23 protein-coding genes, 1 tRNA gene and 1 riboswitch are annotated in these 18,513 nt (G+C 53.9%); of the genes, 8 read left to right on the top strand and 16 right to left on the bottom strand.

Annotated elements, in window-relative coordinates; genetic code table 11:
- The first annotated feature begins 15 nt into the window (after positions 1-15).
- Complete coding sequence (gene recG, locus IEX96_RS11340) at positions 16-2,100, top strand: ATP-dependent DNA helicase RecG (RefSeq protein ID WP_188873948.1); 2,085 nt, start codon at positions 16-18, stop codon at positions 2,098-2,100.
- A gap of 51 nt (positions 2,101-2,151) precedes the next feature.
- Here the strand turns inward: recG and IEX96_RS11345 are convergent, their stop codons facing one another.
- The 3 genes from IEX96_RS11345 to IEX96_RS11355 all read right to left on the bottom strand — a co-directional run bounded on the left by IEX96_RS11345 (position 2,152) and on the right by IEX96_RS11355 (position 4,121).
- The gene (locus IEX96_RS11345; protein WP_188873949.1) at positions 2,152-3,054 is read right to left on the bottom strand and encodes a TraB/GumN family protein; all 903 of its coding nucleotides are present in this window, start codon (positions 3,052-3,054) and stop codon (positions 2,152-2,154) included.
- A gap of 90 nt (positions 3,055-3,144) precedes the next feature.
- Positions 3,145-3,801, bottom strand: coding sequence for an SdpI family protein (locus IEX96_RS11350; protein WP_188873950.1), 657 nt, complete (start codon positions 3,799-3,801; stop codon positions 3,145-3,147).
- A complete protein-coding gene (locus IEX96_RS11355; protein WP_210432351.1) occupies positions 3,798-4,121 on the bottom strand; it encodes a metalloregulator ArsR/SmtB family transcription factor in 324 nt (107 codons plus the stop codon). The genes IEX96_RS11350 and IEX96_RS11355 overlap by 4 nt, the downstream gene beginning before the upstream one ends.
- Before the next feature lie 133 nt (positions 4,122-4,254).
- Between IEX96_RS11355 and IEX96_RS11360 the strand changes: the two genes are divergently transcribed.
- Positions 4,255-4,404 (top strand): entericidin A/B family lipoprotein, encoded by a 150-nt coding sequence (locus IEX96_RS11360; RefSeq protein ID WP_229773698.1) that lies wholly within the window; start codon positions 4,255-4,257, stop codon positions 4,402-4,404.
- A 63-nt stretch (positions 4,405-4,467) separates the two neighbouring features.
- A complete protein-coding gene (locus tag IEX96_RS11365) occupies positions 4,468-4,638 on the top strand; it encodes a DUF1328 domain-containing protein (RefSeq protein ID WP_188873951.1) in 171 nt (56 codons plus the stop codon).
- A gap of 72 nt (positions 4,639-4,710) precedes the next feature.
- On the opposite strand, the gene IEX96_RS11370 is transcribed toward IEX96_RS11365, so the two are convergent.
- The 3 genes from IEX96_RS11370 to IEX96_RS11380 all read right to left on the bottom strand — a co-directional run bounded on the left by IEX96_RS11370 (position 4,711) and on the right by IEX96_RS11380 (position 5,620).
- Positions 4,711-4,787: transfer RNA gene (locus IEX96_RS11370), tRNA-Arg, on the bottom strand.
- A 24-nt stretch (positions 4,788-4,811) separates the two neighbouring features.
- Positions 4,812-5,099, bottom strand: a complete 288-nt coding sequence (locus IEX96_RS11375; RefSeq protein ID WP_229773699.1) for an ETC complex I subunit — start codon at positions 5,097-5,099, stop codon at positions 4,812-4,814.
- Positions 5,100-5,317: 218 nt separating this feature from the next.
- Positions 5,318-5,620 carry a VOC family protein gene (locus IEX96_RS11380; RefSeq protein WP_229773700.1) on the bottom strand — a complete coding sequence of 101 codons (303 nt, stop codon included), beginning with the start codon at positions 5,618-5,620 and terminating at the stop codon, positions 5,318-5,320.
- A gap of 302 nt (positions 5,621-5,922) precedes the next feature.
- On the opposite strand from IEX96_RS11380, the gene IEX96_RS11385 reads away from it, so the two are divergent.
- Complete coding sequence (locus tag IEX96_RS11385) at positions 5,923-6,573, top strand: hypothetical protein (RefSeq protein ID WP_150005635.1); 651 nt, start codon at positions 5,923-5,925, stop codon at positions 6,571-6,573.
- A gap of 125 nt (positions 6,574-6,698) precedes the next feature.
- Positions 6,699-7,004 (top strand): alkylphosphonate utilization protein, encoded by a 306-nt coding sequence (locus tag IEX96_RS11390; RefSeq protein WP_150005636.1) that lies wholly within the window; start codon positions 6,699-6,701, stop codon positions 7,002-7,004.
- Between the two features lie 92 nt (positions 7,005-7,096).
- On the opposite strand, the gene thiC is transcribed toward IEX96_RS11390, so the two are convergent.
- A complete protein-coding gene (thiC, locus tag IEX96_RS11395) occupies positions 7,097-8,938 on the bottom strand; it encodes a phosphomethylpyrimidine synthase ThiC (RefSeq protein ID WP_150005637.1) in 1,842 nt (613 codons plus the stop codon).
- Positions 8,939-9,059: 121 nt separating this feature from the next.
- Positions 9,060-9,185: riboswitch (TPP riboswitch) on the bottom strand.
- A gap of 62 nt (positions 9,186-9,247) precedes the next feature.
- The gene (gene lipB, locus IEX96_RS11400; protein WP_150005638.1) at positions 9,248-9,925 is read right to left on the bottom strand and encodes a lipoyl(octanoyl) transferase LipB; all 678 of its coding nucleotides are present in this window, start codon (positions 9,923-9,925) and stop codon (positions 9,248-9,250) included.
- A gap of 112 nt (positions 9,926-10,037) precedes the next feature.
- On the opposite strand from lipB, the gene IEX96_RS11405 reads away from it, so the two are divergent.
- On the top strand, positions 10,038-10,274 hold the full coding sequence (locus IEX96_RS11405) for a FliM/FliN family flagellar motor switch protein (RefSeq protein ID WP_150000560.1): 237 nt from the start codon (positions 10,038-10,040) through the stop codon (positions 10,272-10,274).
- A 23-nt stretch (positions 10,275-10,297) separates the two neighbouring features.
- On the opposite strand, the gene IEX96_RS11410 is transcribed toward IEX96_RS11405, so the two are convergent.
- From IEX96_RS11410 to IEX96_RS11440, 7 genes are all read right to left on the bottom strand, one after another.
- Entirely contained in the window at positions 10,298-11,443 is a 1,146-nt protein-coding gene (locus tag IEX96_RS11410; protein ID WP_229773701.1) for a GNAT family N-acetyltransferase, read from the bottom strand.
- A gap of 16 nt (positions 11,444-11,459) precedes the next feature.
- Entirely contained in the window at positions 11,460-11,918 is a 459-nt protein-coding gene (locus IEX96_RS11415; protein ID WP_188873952.1) for a RidA family protein, read from the bottom strand.
- 121 nt (positions 11,919-12,039) lie between these two features.
- Positions 12,040-12,801, bottom strand: coding sequence for a GGDEF domain-containing protein (locus tag IEX96_RS11420; RefSeq protein WP_150005640.1), 762 nt, complete (start codon positions 12,799-12,801; stop codon positions 12,040-12,042).
- 186 nt (positions 12,802-12,987) lie between these two features.
- A complete protein-coding gene (locus IEX96_RS11425; protein ID WP_150005641.1) occupies positions 12,988-14,262 on the bottom strand; it encodes a DNA polymerase IV in 1,275 nt (424 codons plus the stop codon).
- Complete coding sequence (locus IEX96_RS11430) at positions 14,241-15,131, bottom strand: ROK family protein (RefSeq protein ID WP_188873966.1); 891 nt, start codon at positions 15,129-15,131, stop codon at positions 14,241-14,243. Before IEX96_RS11430 ends, IEX96_RS11425 begins: the two co-directional genes overlap by 22 nt.
- A 12-nt stretch (positions 15,132-15,143) precedes the next feature.
- Positions 15,144-15,821 carry a hypothetical protein gene (locus IEX96_RS11435; RefSeq protein WP_188873953.1) on the bottom strand — a complete coding sequence of 226 codons (678 nt, stop codon included), beginning with the start codon at positions 15,819-15,821 and terminating at the stop codon, positions 15,144-15,146.
- A 110-nt stretch (positions 15,822-15,931) separates the two neighbouring features.
- Entirely contained in the window at positions 15,932-16,234 is a 303-nt protein-coding gene (locus IEX96_RS11440; RefSeq protein ID WP_150005644.1) for a DUF3572 domain-containing protein, read from the bottom strand.
- Between the two features lie 139 nt (positions 16,235-16,373).
- Here IEX96_RS11440 and IEX96_RS11445 point away from each other — a divergent pair, with 139 nt between their 5' ends.
- Together IEX96_RS11445 and IEX96_RS11450 are read left to right on the top strand one after the other, a co-directional pair.
- Positions 16,374-16,748 carry a response regulator gene (locus IEX96_RS11445; protein ID WP_150005645.1) on the top strand — a complete coding sequence of 125 codons (375 nt, stop codon included), beginning with the start codon at positions 16,374-16,376 and terminating at the stop codon, positions 16,746-16,748.
- Positions 16,745-18,124: a PleD family two-component system response regulator gene (locus IEX96_RS11450; protein WP_150005646.1), complete on the top strand. Its 1,380-nt coding sequence runs from the start codon at positions 16,745-16,747 to the stop codon at positions 18,122-18,124. The genes IEX96_RS11445 and IEX96_RS11450 overlap by 4 nt, the downstream gene beginning before the upstream one ends.
- Before the next feature lie 82 nt (positions 18,125-18,206).
- Here the strand turns inward: IEX96_RS11450 and rpmG are convergent, their stop codons facing one another.
- A complete protein-coding gene (gene rpmG / locus IEX96_RS11455; RefSeq protein ID WP_150000552.1) occupies positions 18,207-18,374 on the bottom strand; it encodes a 50S ribosomal protein L33 in 168 nt (55 codons plus the stop codon).
- Positions 18,375-18,513: the final 139 nt, after the last annotated feature.

Consider the following 18,513-nt stretch of genomic DNA (forward strand, 5'->3'; position numbering starts at 1 on the left):
TTGGATCGACCGCTCATGCGCCCCACCATCCTGTTTCCCTTGTTTGCCGATGTCACAACGCTGCCGGGCGTTGGCCCGCGCAATAAAGCTTTGTTCGAGCGCCTGACCGGCGGGCGGGTGGTGGATTTGTTGTGGCATTTGCCCACCGGCCTTGTGGACCGCCGCGCCCGGCCAAAAGTGGCGCAAGTGAAAGAAGGCGAGGTGGTCACATTATCGCTGGTGGTGGATCATCATCAGCCGCCCACACGGCACCGCGGGCCATATCGGGTCATCATGCGCGATGACAGCGGCTTTTTAACGCTGGTATTCTTTCATGCCCGCGCCGATTGGCTTGTCCGCACCTTGCCCGAAGGCAGCACCCGGTTGATTTCGGGGCGGGTGGAACTGTTTCAGGATCGCCCGCAGATCACCCATCCCGATTATATCGTCAAACCCGAAGAAGAAGACAGCCTCCCTGCTTTGGAGCCGCTTTATCCGCTCACGCAAGGATTGGGGCAAAAGCCGGTGCGTCGGGCGGTGGAAGGGGCGCTTTCTTTGGCACCGGATCTGCCGGAATGGTCGGACCCGGATCTGGTGGCACGGGAAGGTTTCTCTAACTGGAAACACGCTCTTGATGCCGTCCATGCGCCGCAATCACAAGCAGACCTTGAAGCAGTTACCGCCGCCCGCCGGCGCTTGGCCTATGATGAATTGCTGGCCAATCAATTGGCATTGGCGCTGGTGCGGCATCGGGCCCGTAAAAGCCGGGGGCGGTCTTTGCGGCCTTCGGGCAGATTGAAACGCGCTATTCTTGATGCCTTGCCATGGCAGCTGACCAATGATCAGGTCCATGTCATGGCAGAGATCGAAGCGGATATGGCCGATCCCTCTGCCATGTTGCGCTTGGTGCAAGGCGATGTGGGATCGGGCAAAACCATCCTTGCCTTGCTGGCGATGGCGGGGGCGGTAGAGGCAGGCGGGCAGGCGGCCTTTTTGGCTCCCACGGAAATTCTCGCCCGCCAGCATTTCGACACATTGAAATCCATGGCCGAGAAGGCGGGCCTGCGGATGGAGATTCTGACAGGGCGCATCAAGGGCCGGGCGCGCGCCGATATTCTGAGCCGCTTGGCAGGTGGCGAAATTGATATTTTGGTGGGCACCCATGCGCTGCTGACGGGGGATGTAGATTTTGCCGATCTGGCCTTTGTCGTGGTGGATGAACAGCACCGGTTCGGAGTGTTTCAAAGGCTGGCTTTGGCGGAAAAATCAAAGCGTGGGGCCGATGTTCTGGTGATGACGGCCACCCCCATTCCGCGCACCCTGACCATGACTATTTATGGCGATATGGATGTAAGCCGGATCATGGAAAAGCCGCCCGGCAGAAAGCCGATCGATACGCGGGTGGTGTCTTTGGACCGGTTGCCAGAGGTGGTCGAGGGCATTGTCCGCGCGGTGGGGTCCGGTGCGCAGATATACTGGGTGTGCCCTTTGGTGGAACTGACGGAAAAAAGCGATCTGGCCGCCGCTGAAGATCGCTTTGCCCATTTACAACAGCTTTTGGGGGCAAAAGTCGGGCTGGTGCATGGCCGCATGAAAAGCGCCGAAAAAGATGCCGTGATGGCGGCGTTCAAGGCGGGGGATTTGTCCGTTCTGGTGGCCACAACGGTGATCGAGGTGGGGGTGGATGTGCCCAATGCCACCATCATGGTGATCGAACATGCCGAGCGCTTCGGCCTTGCCCAATTGCATCAATTGCGGGGCCGGGTGGGGCGCGGGGCGGGATCGTCCACATGTATGCTGTTGCGCGCGGCAGATGCGGGGGACGTGGCGCGGTCACGGCTTAATATCATGCGCGAAACCGAAGATGGCTTTCTTATTGCGGAAGAAGATTTGCGGCTGCGCGGGGCGGGGGAAATGCTGGGGACCCGACAATCGGGGATGCCGGAATTCCGGCTGGCGGATCTGGAAGCTCATAGCGATCTGATGGAATTCGCCCGCGATGAAGCGCGTCTTGTGATTGCCCGCGATCCTGATCTGAAAGGCCCCCGCGCCGATGCTTTGCGGGTCTTGCTTTATTTATTCGAACGCGATGCGGCGGTGAAATATCTCAAAAGCGGCTGACGCTTTCCCGAAGGCACCTCAGCCGCTTTTCCTCGCTGCTATTCGTTTTCCTTATTCGATGCGCAGCACCTGATATCCTTTTTTCGCAAGCATTTTGGGCAGGGCATCTTTCCCCACCAGATGGCCAATTCCCACGGCGACAAGGGGCGTCCCTTGCTGGTTTTTCATGACGGCGTCGATCTGGTTGGCCCAATCCCTATTCCGCTGTACCACCATGGCCTGATATACTGCTTCATCGGACCACACACCGTTTTCGCCGTGAAGGTAGTCCGCCAAGGTTTCCATATCGCCTTTGGACCAAAGGTCGATGATCCTGTCATTTTGGAACTCGGTTTTGCGGATTTCTTCCACGCTGCGCATCAGCATGCCGATTTGAAGCGGCTCGGACAGATCCGCCAGAACATGTAATTGATCGCTAGCCTGTTCCAGAAATATCAGGGGTGTGTCAGCTTTTCCCGCCGCTTCCACGAGTGTTTCTGCCACGCCTTGTCGAGACATGTAACCGCGCTTCATTGCTGCCATGGAGCCAAGCTGGATGGAGGCCAGCCAGGGTTTCAATGGGTTCATGGCGGGCAAGGGAATAGAAAGCTCTGTGGCCAAGTCATAAACAGCCGCCGCCTGCTCTTCGCTCAACAGGTCAGTCAGGGTACGGCCATCCCTCAGCACGCCCAATTGGGGGATCAATTTTTGGAGGTCGCTACGGGCTTCTGGCCTTGGATCGCTTTCCAGAATCAGGCTGTCAGCAGTGCTTAGCGCATCATCAAAGGTGGCAGAGCGCCAGCTTAGATCTGGCGGCAAAAGCTGAACCGTACCTACCAGATAAAGCATTGTGTCGGCGTTTTTTACCGTCCAGATCGGGGGTGTTCCAGTACTTTGAGCCTCCTCGGCCTGGGCAGGCGCTGGATTGATAAAACCATAAACCAGAACAATGGCGCTCAAGATAAAAAGAGACATGAGGGCAAGAACAGCTGAGCCGTGCGGTGTAGACATAGTTCGGGCGTTGGGTGCCTTAAGCATGAGATTTATCCTTCTATGTCAAAGAGATCAGGCGCTTTGCAGCCGCGCTTTGCGCCATAGATGATAGGAATTGAGATAGACCACCAGCTTCAATCCAATGACCGTTCCTAAATGGACAAAGATCACCGTTTTTGGATCCATGAAGGCCAGTAAAACAAGGGCCAGAAAGGACATGACCACCAGCCCACGGCCCAAAATCCGGTGAGATTTCACCCAGACCTGCTCGCTTTTCATGGTCCATGGCGAGCGAAAGCCGATGCGGCTTTGCCATGTCACCGTGGTCATATAATTTCCCATGAACAAAAAGAACAGCACATCAAGGATGGCAAGGCCCATCATCATGCCATTTTTATCAATCAGATCAAATTGCTGAAGTCCTGAATAGGTTTGCAGCAATAAGGCGAGCAGCGGCCCGAACAATAAGCCCATCACCATAGGCATACGGGATTTGCTGACCCCGCGGGACAAGCCATCACCTTGTGGCCAACCAAGTTTCGACAGGCTGACAAGCAGCAGATAAAGGCCCCCGAACACCGGGAAAATATAAGGCCCGAAAGCAGGGGGAAGGCCCAACTTGGCGGCGCTTTTGGCTGCAATGCTGTCACCTGTGCCGGTGCTTAGCCACAGCCCTAGAATTAAGGCAACAACAACGATGGTCGCAGCAAGGCCTATGATGCGTTTCATATCTCATTCTCCGTTTCTTCGGGGGCAGGGGGCTGCTCTTGCACTGAAGGCATATGTTGGGTTCCGAACAAACCCATCAGCATGCCAATGGCTTCTTCAGCCACAGTGGCGTTCAGGCGATAATGGATCGTCACGCCGTCGCGCTCCGCCGTGATCAACCCAGCCTCTTTCAGGGCGGCGAAATGGGTCGACATGGTGGGTTTAGAGACATCGAATTTTTCGGCCAATGCACCCGCTGTCATGGAACCATTGCGCAGATAAGCAATGATAGCTCTGCGGATTGGGTGCGATAGGGCTTTGAGGACGTGGTTTATTTTCATATCTATCTAATTAGATAATCAGCTAATTAGAGTCAAGGCTAAATTAAAAAATGAAATATTATGGATTTTGAGTGCGAACTAATCACACATAAAAATCGTAGATATGGTGTGGAAACAGGATAAGGACTTTAAAATGACCTATACCGAGATGGTGCGCCGCTTTGGGATGCTTGCCGTTTTGACGGTGCTGGGTGGGCTGAGTGTAGCCGCATGCAACACTATCGAGGGTGCGGGGGAGGATATTGAATCCGTTGGTGAGGAAATCGAGGACGACGCAAGTTAAGTCATTTTACCCAAGAGTTTATTTTAAAGCTCTTGGGTCACCCTATCAGAAAGGAACCAAGATATGTTCGGCTGGGCTATTTTCTTTCTTCTTATTGCGTTGGTGGCCGCATTTTTCGGTTTTGGCGGCATCGCCGATCTTTCCGCAGACTTTGCGGTGATTATTTTGATCGTCGCGCTTGTGCTGGCGGTTGTGACAGGTGTTCTTGGCTGGCGTGGACGCGGACGCATGTAGCCTCGCCACTCCCATAAGGTGCGAGGCAGCCTGAAGCGTTTAACGCAGCGCGTATTCAAGAAGATGGGGAGTTGGCGACCCCGGCAGGACTCGAACCTGCAACAACCTGCTTAGAAGGCAGGTGCTCTATCCAATTGAGCTACGGGGCCTGTGGGGCGTGACCAAAGCGCGGCTTATTTGAAATTATCCGCATAGGGCTTGATGATACGCATTCTGCTGTGCTCGGGCAGAATTTCGGCAGCAATACCATATTTTTTGGCATAGGCCAGTGCCTCTTCCTTGGTGGGGAAGCGCAGCTTGATCTGCTTTTTGGTATCTTTGGTGCCTGTCCAACCCATCAGGGGGTCAATGACCTGTGGTGTCGTGGAGACGAATTCCAAAACCCATTTGTGGGTGTTGCGTTTGCCTGATGTCATGGCTGATTTTGAAGGGCGATAAATTCGGGCATGTTGCATAGTCATTCGTCTCCGCCAAAATCCGATCCACTGTCACGCACAGAGATGCGGTGTTCCTGCCGGTTCTATAACCGCCTAGGGCCCCTTCATGCAATCCCCCACAGATATGGGGCGGCACAAATAAAGCAGAAAGGCGAGGGGCCATGCACAGTCTCTATCCATTGTCCGGACGATGAGATGCACGGTGAGAGAGGCTTTTTGCAGGTTTATTTGTGTAGATAAAGTCAGTCTTGCGGCAATTGGTAATTGATCATCCAGTTGATGCCGAATTGGTCGGTCCACATGCCGAAATAAGCGCCCCAGAAGGTTTCATCGAGCGGCATTTTCACCTCACCACCCTTAGACAGCTTTGCAAATAGCGTGTCGCAATGGTCTTTGCTTTTGCCGGTGATGGAAATGGCGAAATCATTGCCTTTAACGAGAGCCGGACCACAGCCGGGAACATGGTCGCTGGCCATCAGGGTGCTGTCGCCAATGGCCAAAGACACATGCATCACCCGATTTTTATAGCTGTCCGGGACATTCATATCGGCGGGTGCCTCTTCAAAGGTGGCAAATTCGGAAAAGTCCCCCCGAAAACGGATTTGTAAAAGTCGAAGGCTGCTTTCGCATTGCCATCGAAGGTGAGATAGATGTTGAGCATGCCTGCCCTCCCAAGCTGTTGATAAGATAGAATATTCATTGAATGTTCGAATAATAATCTATGCGGCTTTGTCTGTCAGATTTTATGGCGGCAAATATATTATACAGAAAAAAATAGCGAAATAAGTGGTAATGCGATAAATTTATTGGGTTTTTCGATGATTGTCACAGGCAATGGGAGAGGGTCATGAGCGCGGGAAAACGTGGCTTGAAGCGGGTGGAGGATACAAAAAAAGAACTGGAGCGCATCAAGAAAAAAATCGAGATCGCTCAGGAGTTGAATCCCGATATCGATCTGGGGCAGGTGGATGATCGAATCGCGCGGCTTGATGATTTGATTGCCGAAGGAGCAAAAGAAGAGGCACGGCGCGAGGCGATCAATCTGGAGAAGGAAGCGCGTCGGCTTCGGGATGGTAAGAAAAAGCCCGGCGGTAATCATCCCGGCAATGATTGCGACGAGCCCGATGATAAGGACGATGACGACGACGATGATGATGGTGGCGGAAATGGCAATGGCGGAAATGGCAATGGGGGCGGCGGATCTTCAAAATGGTGCTGCTGTTGTTCCTCTGCGCCCGCCGCACCGGCCAGCGGATCAGGAGTGCCGGATGCCACCTGCGTTTATCTGCAAACCCGTACCACTGTTGCCGCATGGAACAGGGGCGGGCAGCGCTGGGAAGTGTTTGATGCCAAATCGGAAATCATCAAGGTAACCTTCATCACCGGCGGTATTCTGGCCATCGGCAAGGATAAGGGGGCACTTTTTGATTGCAAGCTGGGTACGTGGCTCAAAGCTTTCGATCCTGTCGAAAATCTCGTGGATGGCGATGGGCAGTAGTTGGTTGCATCTGTTTGGAGTGCGCGCATTGTCGCAATGGGCGGAGGGTGTTGACCAAAGCCTGCGCGGGCGTTACAGCCAAGGCTTCACCATTGGATATAGTGAGAATCAGATAAGGAACCGCCATGACGGATGCGGGCGATGGCGCCTATGTTTATGATGAAGCAACGGGGGAATGGCTTAGCCCTGAAGAGGCTGCTGAAAAAGCCGCCAAGGCCCGTGAAGTGCGCGATGCCGTGGGCAATGTGCTGGCCGATGGCGATAGCGTCACCCTGATCAAGGATCTGAAGGTAAAAGGCGCTGGCCAAACCTTAAAGCGCGGAACGGTGATCAAATCCATCCGCCTGACCGATGACAATCAGGAAATCGATTGCCGCCATGAAGGCATCAAGGGCCTCGTTCTGCGCGCCGAGTTTGTGCAAAAGCGATAAGCACAAAATTCGGCGATAGTGAAAGAAAAAACGGCAGGAAGCGCGATGCTCCCTGCCGTTTTTCGTTTTCTCCGTTTTATGCTGCGCTGAAATCAACCCTTGGTTTCAAGGTAAATTTCAGAGCCTTTCTTTTTGAATTCGGCCGACATTTCCTGCATTCCGGCCTGGGCATCTTTGATGCTTTCGCCGCTATCATTTTGCAGCTTGGCGAAATCGCGGATTTCTTGCGAAATGGCCATGGAACAGAATTTCGGCCCGCACATCGAACAGAAATGCGCTGTTTTATGCGCTTCTTTGGGCAGGGTCTGATCGTGGAATTCTCGCGCCCGTTCGGGATCAAGGCTGAGATTGAACTGATCTTCCCATCTGAATTCAAAGCGTGCCCGGCTTAGGGCATCGTCGCGGGCTTTGGCCGTGGGATGGCCTTTTGCCAGATCGGCAGCATGGGCGGCGATCTTATAGGTGATCACGCCTTCTTTCACATCATTGCGGTTTGGCAAGCCCAGATGCTCTTTCGGGGTCACATAACACAGCATGGCGGTGCCGAACCAACCGATCATCGCCGCCCCGATACCGGAGGTGATATGATCATAGCCCGGTGCAATATCTGTCGTGAGCGGCCCAAGCGTATAGAAAGGTGCGCCGTGGCAAGCCTCCAATTGCTTGTCCATATTTTCTTTGATTTTGTGCATCGGCACATGGCCGGGGCCTTCCACCATCACCTGACAGCCGTGTTTCCATGCCACTTCCGTCAGCTCGCCCAGTGTTTTCAGTTCGGCGAATTGGGCAGCATCATTTGCATCGGCAATGGAGCCGGGGCGCAGACCATCTCCCAATGAGAAAGAGACATCATAAGCCGCCATGATCTCGCAAATCTCTTCGAAATGCTCGTAAAGGAAGCTTTCCTTATGATGGGCCAGGCACCATTTGGCCATGATCGAGCCACCGCGCGATACAATACCGGTGACACGCTTTGCCGTGAGCGGAATATAGGGCAGCCGCACGCCCGCATGGATGGTAAAATAATCGACGCCCTGTTCGGCTTGTTCGATCAGGGTGTCGCGGAAGATTTCCCATGTCAGGTCCTCTGCCACGCCGCCGACTTTTTCCAAAGCCTGATAGATGGGCACCGTTCCCACCGGCACCGGCGAATTGCGGATAATCCATTCGCGGGTATTGTGGATATTGCGGCCCGTGGACAGATCCATGATGGTATCGGCACCCCAGCGGATGGCCCATACCATTTTGTCCACTTCCTCGGCGATAGAGGACGACACGGCGGAATTGCCGATATTGGCGTTGATTTTCACCAGAAAATTGCGGCCGATGATCATCGGCTCGGCTTCTGGATGGTTGATATTGGCGGGAATGATGGCACGGCCTGCCGCCACTTCCGAACGCACAAATTCCGGCGTGATAAAATCGGGAATATGGGCACCGAAGCCTTCGCCATTATCACGGTCGCCCGCTGGCATGGTTTCGGAACGGCCCAGATTTTCACGGATGGCGATATATTCCATTTCTTCCGTGATGATGCCCGCGCGGGCATATTCAAGCTGGGTCGGGCGCTTGCCGGAAAGCGCGCGCAAGGGGCTGTGTTTTTTAGGAAATTCCCGCGCCAGATGGCGTTCGGATACATTGCCATTGTCTTCGGGTTTTACTTCGCGTCCGGGATAATCTTCCACATCTTTGCGGGCGCGAATCCATGGCTCGCGGATGCGCGGTACGCCCGCTTCAATGTCGATGGATTGGTCGGGGTCGGTAAATGGGCCAGAGGTGTCATACACCATGACCGGCGGTTCTTTGGCGGTGGGGTGCAACGTGATTTCACGCATAGGCACGCGCACACCGTTTAGGGTGCCGTCCACATACACACGGCGCGAGGCTGGCAAAGGGCCAGTGGTTACCGTAATCGGGGCTTGGCTATCGGGCATCGCTCAGTCTCCAGGTCACAAGGCGCAGCATCGCTGCTTGGTTCGACGAGGGGACCAGGCGCTCAGGGAAGCATATGCGGGCAGTATTGGCCAAAACCTATGCTTGAAGCATATTGTTTCGGCCCCGTAACCGTCCGTTCCCTTCGCAGGTTTGAACCTGGTCAGGTTCGAAGGGTCGCCGTGCGGCCGCAAAATTTGCGGCTATCGGCCTCTCAGCTTCTAACGTGAAGCTCCCCCAGGAACGTGGGACGGAGTGTGGCCATTTGGCGCAGGTTTTTCAAGGGAAAGCGGCACACCGATGCGAATATTTCAAGAAATCGGCGGGAAGATCCGGTGGAAGTGGTGTTGAAGGGCGTTATCTACATCTTCCATGCTGGCTTTTACCCCCAGCGCGTGCAGGGATGTAACCCCGTGTTCCGTGATGCCGCAGGGCACGATACCGGAAAAATGCGTGAGATCAGGCGACACATTCAGCGAGATTCCGTGAAAGCTGACCCAGCGTCGCACGCGCACCCCGATGGCGGCGATTTTTTCTTCCCGCCCGTCGGGGCGGGTAACCCACACGCCAACACGGCCTTCGCGCACATCGCCCTGAACGCCAAATTCCGCCAGACTGTCAATGATCCAGTGTTCCAGATCTTTTATATAGCGCCGCAGATCGGCCCCGCGTTGTTTCAGGTCCAGCATCACATAGGCAATGCGTTGCCCCGGTCCGTGATAGGTATATTGTCCACCGCGCCCCGCTTGATAAACAGGGAAGCGTTTGGGGGCCAAAAGATCGCTCTCCCGTGCGCTGGTGCCTGCCGTATAAAGCGGTGGATGCTCTAGCAGCCACACCTGTTCCGGGGCGCTGCCCGCCCGAATGGCGGCCACGCGGTCTTCCATGGCGGCCAAGGCATCCGGATAGGGCACAAGGCCTGTATCGGTGCGCCACTCGATTTTGGTGGAAGCCATCGATTGGGGGCTTTTCACTTTGGTCTGTTCCATGGCATTTCGATACGCCTGAATGGGGGCGGGATGCAAGCCTTGGCGGCGCTCTTAACGGAATAGAAACCATGACCTGCAAATGTGGGGAAAACAAATGGAGCCAAGCACAAAGATGAGTGCCGTCAAACGCGTACAAGTGGATATATCGGTGGTTTTGGGTCGGGCGGAAATGCCGATCCGGCAATTGCTGAAAATGGGCCGCGGGGCGGTGATTGATCTGGATGCCAAGCATGAAGATGAATGCTGGATCTATGCCAATGGCGAGCTTGTGGCGCGGGGCGAGATCATGATGGTGGGTGAAAAAATCGGCGTCTCCATCACCCGTATGACCTCTGAAGCAGAGCTTTAATTGCCAGCGATCAGGCGCTTATATCACGCCTTTTTAAACGGGCTGTGCTCCCCCAGATAAGCGACGGTTTCCTCCACATCCATGCGTTCCGTTTCAAGATAACGCGCCACGGCCTGGCGGAATCCGGGGTCGGATATCCAATGGGCCGACCATGTTTTGACGGGGGTATAGCCCCGTGCCAGCTTATGCGGGCCTTGGGCGCCGGCTTCCACAAATTGCAAGCCATGGGCGATGGCATAGTCGATGGCCTGATAATAACAGGTTTCAAAATGCAAAAAGGGGTGATCTTCCAGACAGCCCCAATAACGGCCATAAAGCCGCTCCGGCCCTAGAAAATTCAGCGCACCGGCAATGATATTGCCCGCCTTATGGCAAAAAAACAGCACAATCTGTTCAGGCATCTTTTGGCCAATGGCAGAGAAAAACGCCCGATCAAGATAGGGCGTGCCCCATTTGCGGCTGCCGGTATCCATATAAAAGCGGTAAAAGACATCCCAATGGCTTTCGGTGATATCTTTGCCCTCTACCATCTGGATGCGGATGCCGCCCGCCAGCGCTTCGCGGCGTTCTTTGCGGATCTGCTTGCGCTTTCTTGAGGACAGATCCTTCAAAAAGTCTTCAAAGCTGTCATAGCCATTATTGGTCCAGTGGAACTGCTGGTCCGTGCGCAGCAAATAGCCCTGCGCTTCTGCCTTTTGTGCCTGTTCCTGCGGCAGAAAGGTCAGATGGGCGCTGGAAAACCCTTGTTGATCGGTAAGGGCGGCCAAGCCATCCAATAAATGTGCCTGAATGTTTTCAACCGGCTGTCCGGCTGCCACAAGCAATTTGGGCGCGGTGACTGGGGTGAAGGGAATGGAGACTTGATATTTAGGATAATAGTGCCCGCCAGCCCGTTGCCATGCATCGGCCCAAGCATGGTCAAACACATATTCGCCATATGAATGTCCCTTTATATAACAGGGCATGGCCCCCAAAAGCGTTGCGCCGCTTTCGTCATAAAGGCCCAGATGGCGGGGCAGCCAACCGGTTTCGGCGCGGACACATCCCGTCTCTTCGAGGGACGCTAAAAAAGCATGACGCAAAAAGGGATGACCATCCGTCATGCCATCCCAAAGGGCCGCATCAAAGTCCGTGATACGGCTATGCAGTTTAAGAGATGTGCCCGACATGCTCATCGCTTGATGGTCAGTCGATTTCTACCAAGGCGTCAATTTCCACAGGCACATTCAAGGGGAGAGCATTCACCCCCACAGCCGAGCGGGAATGGCGGCCTTTATCGCCAAACACTTCAACCATCAGATTCGAGGCACCATTGACGATTTGTGGCTGTTGATCGAAGCCGTCGGTGCAATTGACGAATCCGCCCAGCTTCACAATGCGTTTGACGCGCTCAAGATCGCCCCCGCAGGCGGCTTTCAGTTGGGCGATGATATTGATGGCGCACAGCCGTGCGGCCTGTTCGGCTTCTTCAACATCCAGATCGACGCCCACTTTTCCTTTTTTTGGTCCGTCGTTTGTCATGGGCAATTGGCCGGAAATGCTGACCAGATTGCCGCTCACCACGAAAGGCACATAATTGGCAACTGCCTTTGCGGGGGTAGGCAGGTCAATGCCCAGTTCCAAAAGCCGTTTTTCTATCGTCATCACAGCACTCCCTTTTAATCCGGAAAGAAGGTTCAGAGCAGTGATTAACAGGCAAAAGGCTGGTGAGCCAGAGTCTTCCTGTTTATGTGATAACGGCTTCAGGCTCGGCGGAGCAAATGCTTCAAACAGCTTGGCACAGGCTTTTGTTTGCCAGTTGTTTACGCATGCGCTTGTTTTGATACATGGCCCGGTCTGCTTGGAAAATCAGATCACGCAGGGTGCTTTTATGGTCAAAGACATGAAGACCAAGGCTGGCACCAACTGTCAGGCTGTGCCCGTTATAGGGGATGGATTGCTGTTCGATGGCATGTTGCAGCCTTTGTAAGGCGCGGGTGCCGCCCAATGGCTTGCATGGGCTTAAGAGAATCGCAAATTCATCGCCCCCGAGCCGCGCCGCGCAATCAATGGAGCGCACGCTGCTGGCCAGCAAATTGGCGATGGTTTTCAACACCAGATCACCGGCTTCATGGCCGTGCTGATCGTTTATTTCCTTGAAACCATCCAGATCAAACAGCGCAATGATGCCGTGTTGATCGAAGCGCTTGGCATGGCCAAGGGCCTGCTCCAGCGCGATTTCAAAGGCGCGGCGATTGGCCAGCTTTGTCAGTTCATCAGTGTGGGACAGGGCTTCCAGATAGGCGATGCGTTCTTCCTGTTCGGCCAGTTTTTGTTCGGTGGCCGCCGCATAGGTCAGGAATTCGGCAATCAAATCCACATTCTGGCTTTTCGCTTTCCTGTCAACTTTCGGCTGCGCTTTGCCCAATACCCGCTTTTGAAACAGGTTGGAGGCAAGGGGAGATGAGGCAATCTGACCCGCCAGATGATCTGTGATCGGGGCCGGGTTTTTGTCGATTTGTACATTTGCCATAAGTGCGTGGCTCATAATCGAATATCCTCAATCGGCAGTCTGTCCATCTTGTTTGGTTTACAAAGCAGCTTTCATGCCAATTCAATATTTCTGCACTTTCCATGGCCAAAATATTGAAAGACTGCCAAAAATTAACCGTGCTTTGGAAAGTTTTGCCGGGCGCAAGGCCAAGCTTGCCGAGGCAACCTGTGGGCTAGGGCTTTAAACGGAGCGGCCTTTTTTGACCATTTGGGTGCCAAAGCGCGCATTGATCTGGTCCATGGTTCGTTCGGCTTTGGCGTGGCGATCTTTTTCCGGCTGCAAAAAATCGGGGGTATCCCCCATTTGGGCCGGGGTAAAATTGGTGCCCGTTATGCCCAATAGGCGATAGGGGATCTGGTCTCGACATTCCGGCTTTAACAGGGCCTGACCCATTTCAAACAAGCGGTCGGCCAATTGACTGGGGCTGAACAGTGCACGCGACCGGGTGATTTGCCGGTGCTGCGCGGTTTTCAGTTTCAAGGTGACGGTGCCTGCGGCCAGATCCTTTTTCTTCAAGGCTTTGGACAAGCGTTCACATTGCTTCCAAAGGTGGATTTCCAATGTTTCATAGTCGGCTATATCATGCTCGAAAGTGGTTTCCGCAGAGACGCTTTTCGGGGCGGTTCCGGTAACGATCTGGCGGTCATCTATGCCCCGTGCCAGCCGCCAAAGCTTTCCGCCAAAGCTGCTATAGCGCCGCAACAAATCGGCTTCTTCCATCTGTTGTAATTGGCCGATATGGGTGATGCCATCATTGTGCAGCCGGTCGCACATGGCTTTGCCCACTCCCCAAATCAACGACACCTTCTGGCGGGCCAGAAAGTCCAGCGTTTCGGCCTTTCCAATGATGGAAAAGCCGCGCGGTTTTTTAAGATCGGAGGCGATTTTAGCGAGAAATTTATTGTGGCTAAGGCCTACGGATAAGGAAATCCCTATGGTTTTTTCAACATCGCTGGCAAGGCGCGCCAGTTGTTCGGCAGGGCTCAGGCCGTGCAGGGCTTCGGTTCCGGTCAGGTCCAGAAAGGCTTCATCCAGTGATAAAGGCTCCACCAAAGGGGTCAGCGCATCCATCAAATTACGCACGGCGCGGCTGGCAATGCGGTAGCGCTCCATATCCGGTTTCAAGATCACCGCATGGGGGCAGAGTTTACGTGCCTGAACCATCGGCATGGCGGAATGAACGCCATAGGTACGCGCAATATAGCAGGCGGTGGAAACCACACCGCGATCGCTGTTACCGCCAATGATCAGCGGTTTGTCTGCAAGGCTTGGATTGTCGCGTTTTTCCACAGCCGCATAAAACGCATCACAATCCACATGGGCAATCCCAAGACTGTCGATTTCTGGATGGTGGATATGCCGGGGGCTGCCGCAATCGGGGCACCGCCTTGCCGCGATAAACCGGTGATGGCAATCGCGGCATAGAGCCTTGTTTATGACTCCACCCATAGCCATGCCGCACCCCGCACCCCGGAGCTATCGCCGTGAACATTGGGTTTCAATTGGGTTTCCACATGATCGGAAAATACCCAATCCCCCCAATATTTCGGGACATTATCATATAACCGTTCGATATTGGAAAGCCCACCACCCAAGACAATCACCTGCGGGTCCACCAGATTGATCACCGAGGCCAAAGCCTTTGCCATGCGCTGTTCATAGCGCACCATCGTCTGTTCTTTCTGGGGAGTGTCGGCGGCAGCGATTTCCGGCGCTGTCAGCGTTTCGCCAAACACCCTTTTATAATCATGCACCAATCCGGCACCGCACAAAAACGCTTCGATGGTGCCTTCGCCGCCATCATAATGGGAAAAGCCCGCGCGCTCGCTGTCATCGGGGGCGGGCAGGGGATTGTGGCCCCATTCTCCGGCGATGGAATTGACCCCTTCCAGAACATGGCGATTGACCACAAGGCCGCCTCCGCAACCGGTTCCGACAATCACGCCAAAGACCACATCCGCATCCTTGCCCGCGCCATCAATGGCTTCGGAAAGCGCAAAGCAATTGCCGTCATTGGCCAGCTTGATGGGACGGCCCAGCATGGCTTCTATATCGGCTTTGAACGGGCGGTCATTGAGCGCTGTTGCATAGGCGTTTTTCATCAATCCCGTACGGCGTGAAACGGTTCCGGGCGTTCCGATGCCTACAGTGCCGGGGCGTTCCAGTTTTTGCTGCACTTCCCCTACCAGATCGGCAATGGTGCGCACCGTCTGGTCATAATCCCGCGACGGGGCAGGCTTGCGCATACGCAGCAGCTCTGTGCCATCAGGGGAAAGTGCGGCGATTTCGATTTTGGTTCCGCCAAGGTCGATACCAATATGCATGGTCATAGAATTTTACTGTCCGCTAAAAGTGAGATGGGTTTCGATATAATCAACACAGGCATCCCAACGGTCAATGCGGTGATGGCTGTCGAGTGCGGGGTCGATTATGCGGGCCAAACGCATATCGGCAACGAAATGGATGCGATGGGCGTGATTGGCGTATTTCGCCACCGAGCTGTGGTGGCCGGGCATATCATCAAGAAACAACACCGGGGCTTTGTGATCGTGGATCAGCTTGGCAACCATGGGGCCTTTTTCACCGACATTGGACAAGACGGGAAGGTCGATCCCGGCGGCTTTCATAGCCAGTTGCCGGCGATGGCGCAAATGATGGGGAATGTTGGTCAAAACCACCATAGAACAGGATTCCCGCAGGCGCCGGACCGCTGATGTTGCTCCCATTGTGGGCTTGGCACGATCCACCACATGGTCAAGAAAATCATCGACCAATATGCGAACCTCTTCTTTGGAAAGAGGGCTTTTGTCGTCAATGCGGCGGATATTGCCTTCAAGGGCAAAACTTTTCAGCTCCAGATAAAGCCCGCGGCCACGCAGCCAGATTTCAAGCGGTTTGGCAAATTCCAAAAGCACCTCGTCCGCATCGCAGATAATCAAAGGCTTATGGGGATCGTGCGCAAGGCGTTCGATCGGGCTTGGTTTGTTTGGGTTTTGCGAGGCGTGTGTGGTCATTTGATCGCTTTTGGGGCCGGAGTCATAAAAGACAGGTTTGCAACAGGCAGAAATGGGGCTCAAGCCTAATCCATCGATGGTGGCGATTAAAGCGCGATGCGTGCGTTTTTTTACTCACCGCCCATTAAAATATGGCGGGCATGGACCGCGGATTCCGGTGGCAGATTTTGCCCCTGTGCGAAGGCCAAAAGGTCTGGCTCGTGCCCCATCAGGAAATCAAGAACCGCACCCAAAAACCGTGGGTCCGCTATGCGGTCGCGCACATCACCGCCTTCAAGTCCGGTCAGATCCAGAAAGCGGAGACGCAAAGAGTCTTCGGACAAGATAAATGTTAAAGCATTCAAGGCGATAACAGACGCCTCCTCCTTATTGGCAGGTCGGGCGGTCTTGTAATGTTTCGGAATGGAAATTATGGGATAAACCTTTCTTTAGGATTGCACCACTAGTATAGAATATTGTCGTCCGGGGTCGGAATTATAATAGAATAATATGGGGGCGACGATATTTATGGTGCATATCATTGTAGCTTGATGGGATATTGATCGGAACGTAATGTCGAAAAAAATTCTCGTGGTCGAGGATAATGAGCTGAATATGAAGCTCTTTTGCGACCTGTTGGAAGCTCACAATTATGAGACGATCCAGACCCGCGATGGTATGGCGGCGCTTGAGCTTGCGAGGGAGCATGCGCCGGATCTGATTTTGATGGATATCCAGCTTCCTGAAGTATCCGGATTGGAAGTGACCAAGTGGATCAAGGAAGATGAAGATCTGCGCGGAATTCCTGTGGTCGCTGTAACGGCTTTTGCAATGAAGGGTGACGAGGAAAAGATCCGTGAAGGCGGATGCGAAGCCTATATTGCAAAACCCATTTCCGTTGAACAGTTTTTAGAGACGATCAAGCAGTTTACGGGTGGAAGTGAATGACAGCACGTGTGCTGGTTGTGGATGATGTTCTTCCGAATGTGAAACTTCTGGAAGCCAAGCTCACCAGTGAATATTTTGATGTCCTAAGTGCCACCTCCGGGCTTGAAGCTCTGGAGATCGTTCAGCGTGAGCAGCCGGATATCGTTTTGCTTGATGTGATGATGCCCGGCATGAACGGGTTCGAGGTGTGCCGGAAAATCAAGGAAGACCCTGTTACCAACCATATTCCGGTGATCATGGTCACAGCCCTGGATCAGATGAGCGATAAAATCGCCGGTTTGGAGGCGGGGGCCGAAGATTTTTTAACCAAGCCCATTGATGACATTTCCCTATTTGCCCGCGTGAAGTCGCTTGTCCGTTTGAAAGTGATGATGGATGAGCTGAAAAACCGTGAAAATACAGGGGCGATGCTGGGATGGAACAAATCCGAGGATGTGCCTGAGACATTTGTGCCGTCCAACACCTCGATCCTGTTGGTGGACGACAATGAAAAAGTCGCCAAGCGGGTGGGGCAGATGCTCTCTGAAATCGCCACTATCACCCATTCGACCGGCGGTGAAAATGTGGCGGAACGGGCGCGGGAGAAAAATTACGATCTGGTTATCGTGTCTTTATCCATGCGGGAAACCGACGGCTTGTGGATTTGCTCGAAATTGCGGTCCTTTGAAGAAACCCGCCATGTTCCCATTCTGGTGGTGGTGGATGATTGCGAGCGCGGTTCAAAGCAGCTTGTCCGGGCGCTTGAAATGGGCGTGAACGATTATCTGATCCCGCCTGTAGAGCGGTTGGAACTGACCGCCCGTGCCCGCACACAGGTGCGTCGAAAGCGCTATTCTGACCGTTTGTGGGAAAATTTCCATTTGTCCATGCAGCTTGCCACCACCGATGCGGTGACCGGGCTTTATAACCGCCATTATATGAACAGCCATCTGGAAACGCTGCTGCGCCATGCCCGGCAGGCATCAAAGCCGCTGTCTTTGGCGATGCTGGATATCGACCATTTCAAGCCCGTGAACGATACCTATGGCCATGCGGCGGGGGATGAAATCCTGCATGAATTTGCAAAAAGGATCGCGCGGAATGTGCGCGGCGTCGATTTGGCGGCGCGTTATGGCGGGGAAGAATTTGTGGTGGTGATGCCCGATACGGTGGAGTCGGACGCGGAGATGATTGCAGAGCGGTTGCGTCAAACAATCAGCAACACGCCCTTCACCCTTGCTGACGGGACGAACATCAATATCACCGTGAGTCTGGGGCTTGCCTGCATTACCGATGGTATTCTCACCACGGCAGATTTGCTGGAACGGGCCGATTCCGCCCTGTACCAAGCCAAGCATGACGGGCGCAACCGCGTGGTGATTGCCAACGCGGCCTGAGCGCTTTTGGCGCTTTTTTCCAGATATAAAAAAAGCCGGAACCCATTTAGGCTCCGGCTTTTTTTGCAGGATAAAGAAGACCTTATTTGATTTTGGCTTCTTTGAAATCCACATGCTTGCGGACGACTGGATCGTATTTCCGCAGAGTCAATTTTTCCGTCATTGTGCGTGGATTTTTCTTGGTCACATAAAAATAACCGGTTCCCGCACTGCTCAGAAGTTTGATTTTAATGCCATTTGGCTTGGCCATCGGGCGAACTCCAACGTCTTGTCAAAGGTGACGCCGGAGGGCCAAATCCCACCGGCAGAATCGAAGGCGCAAACATAGAGCCAGACAGCGAATTGTCAAGCACTGTGACGCATATCCTTGACGATGTTTCGTTAGAGTT

Source organism: Iodidimonas muriae, assembly GCF_014647255.1.
GTDB classification, from domain to species: Bacteria; Pseudomonadota; Alphaproteobacteria; order Sphingomonadales; family Rhodothalassiaceae; genus Iodidimonas; species Iodidimonas muriae.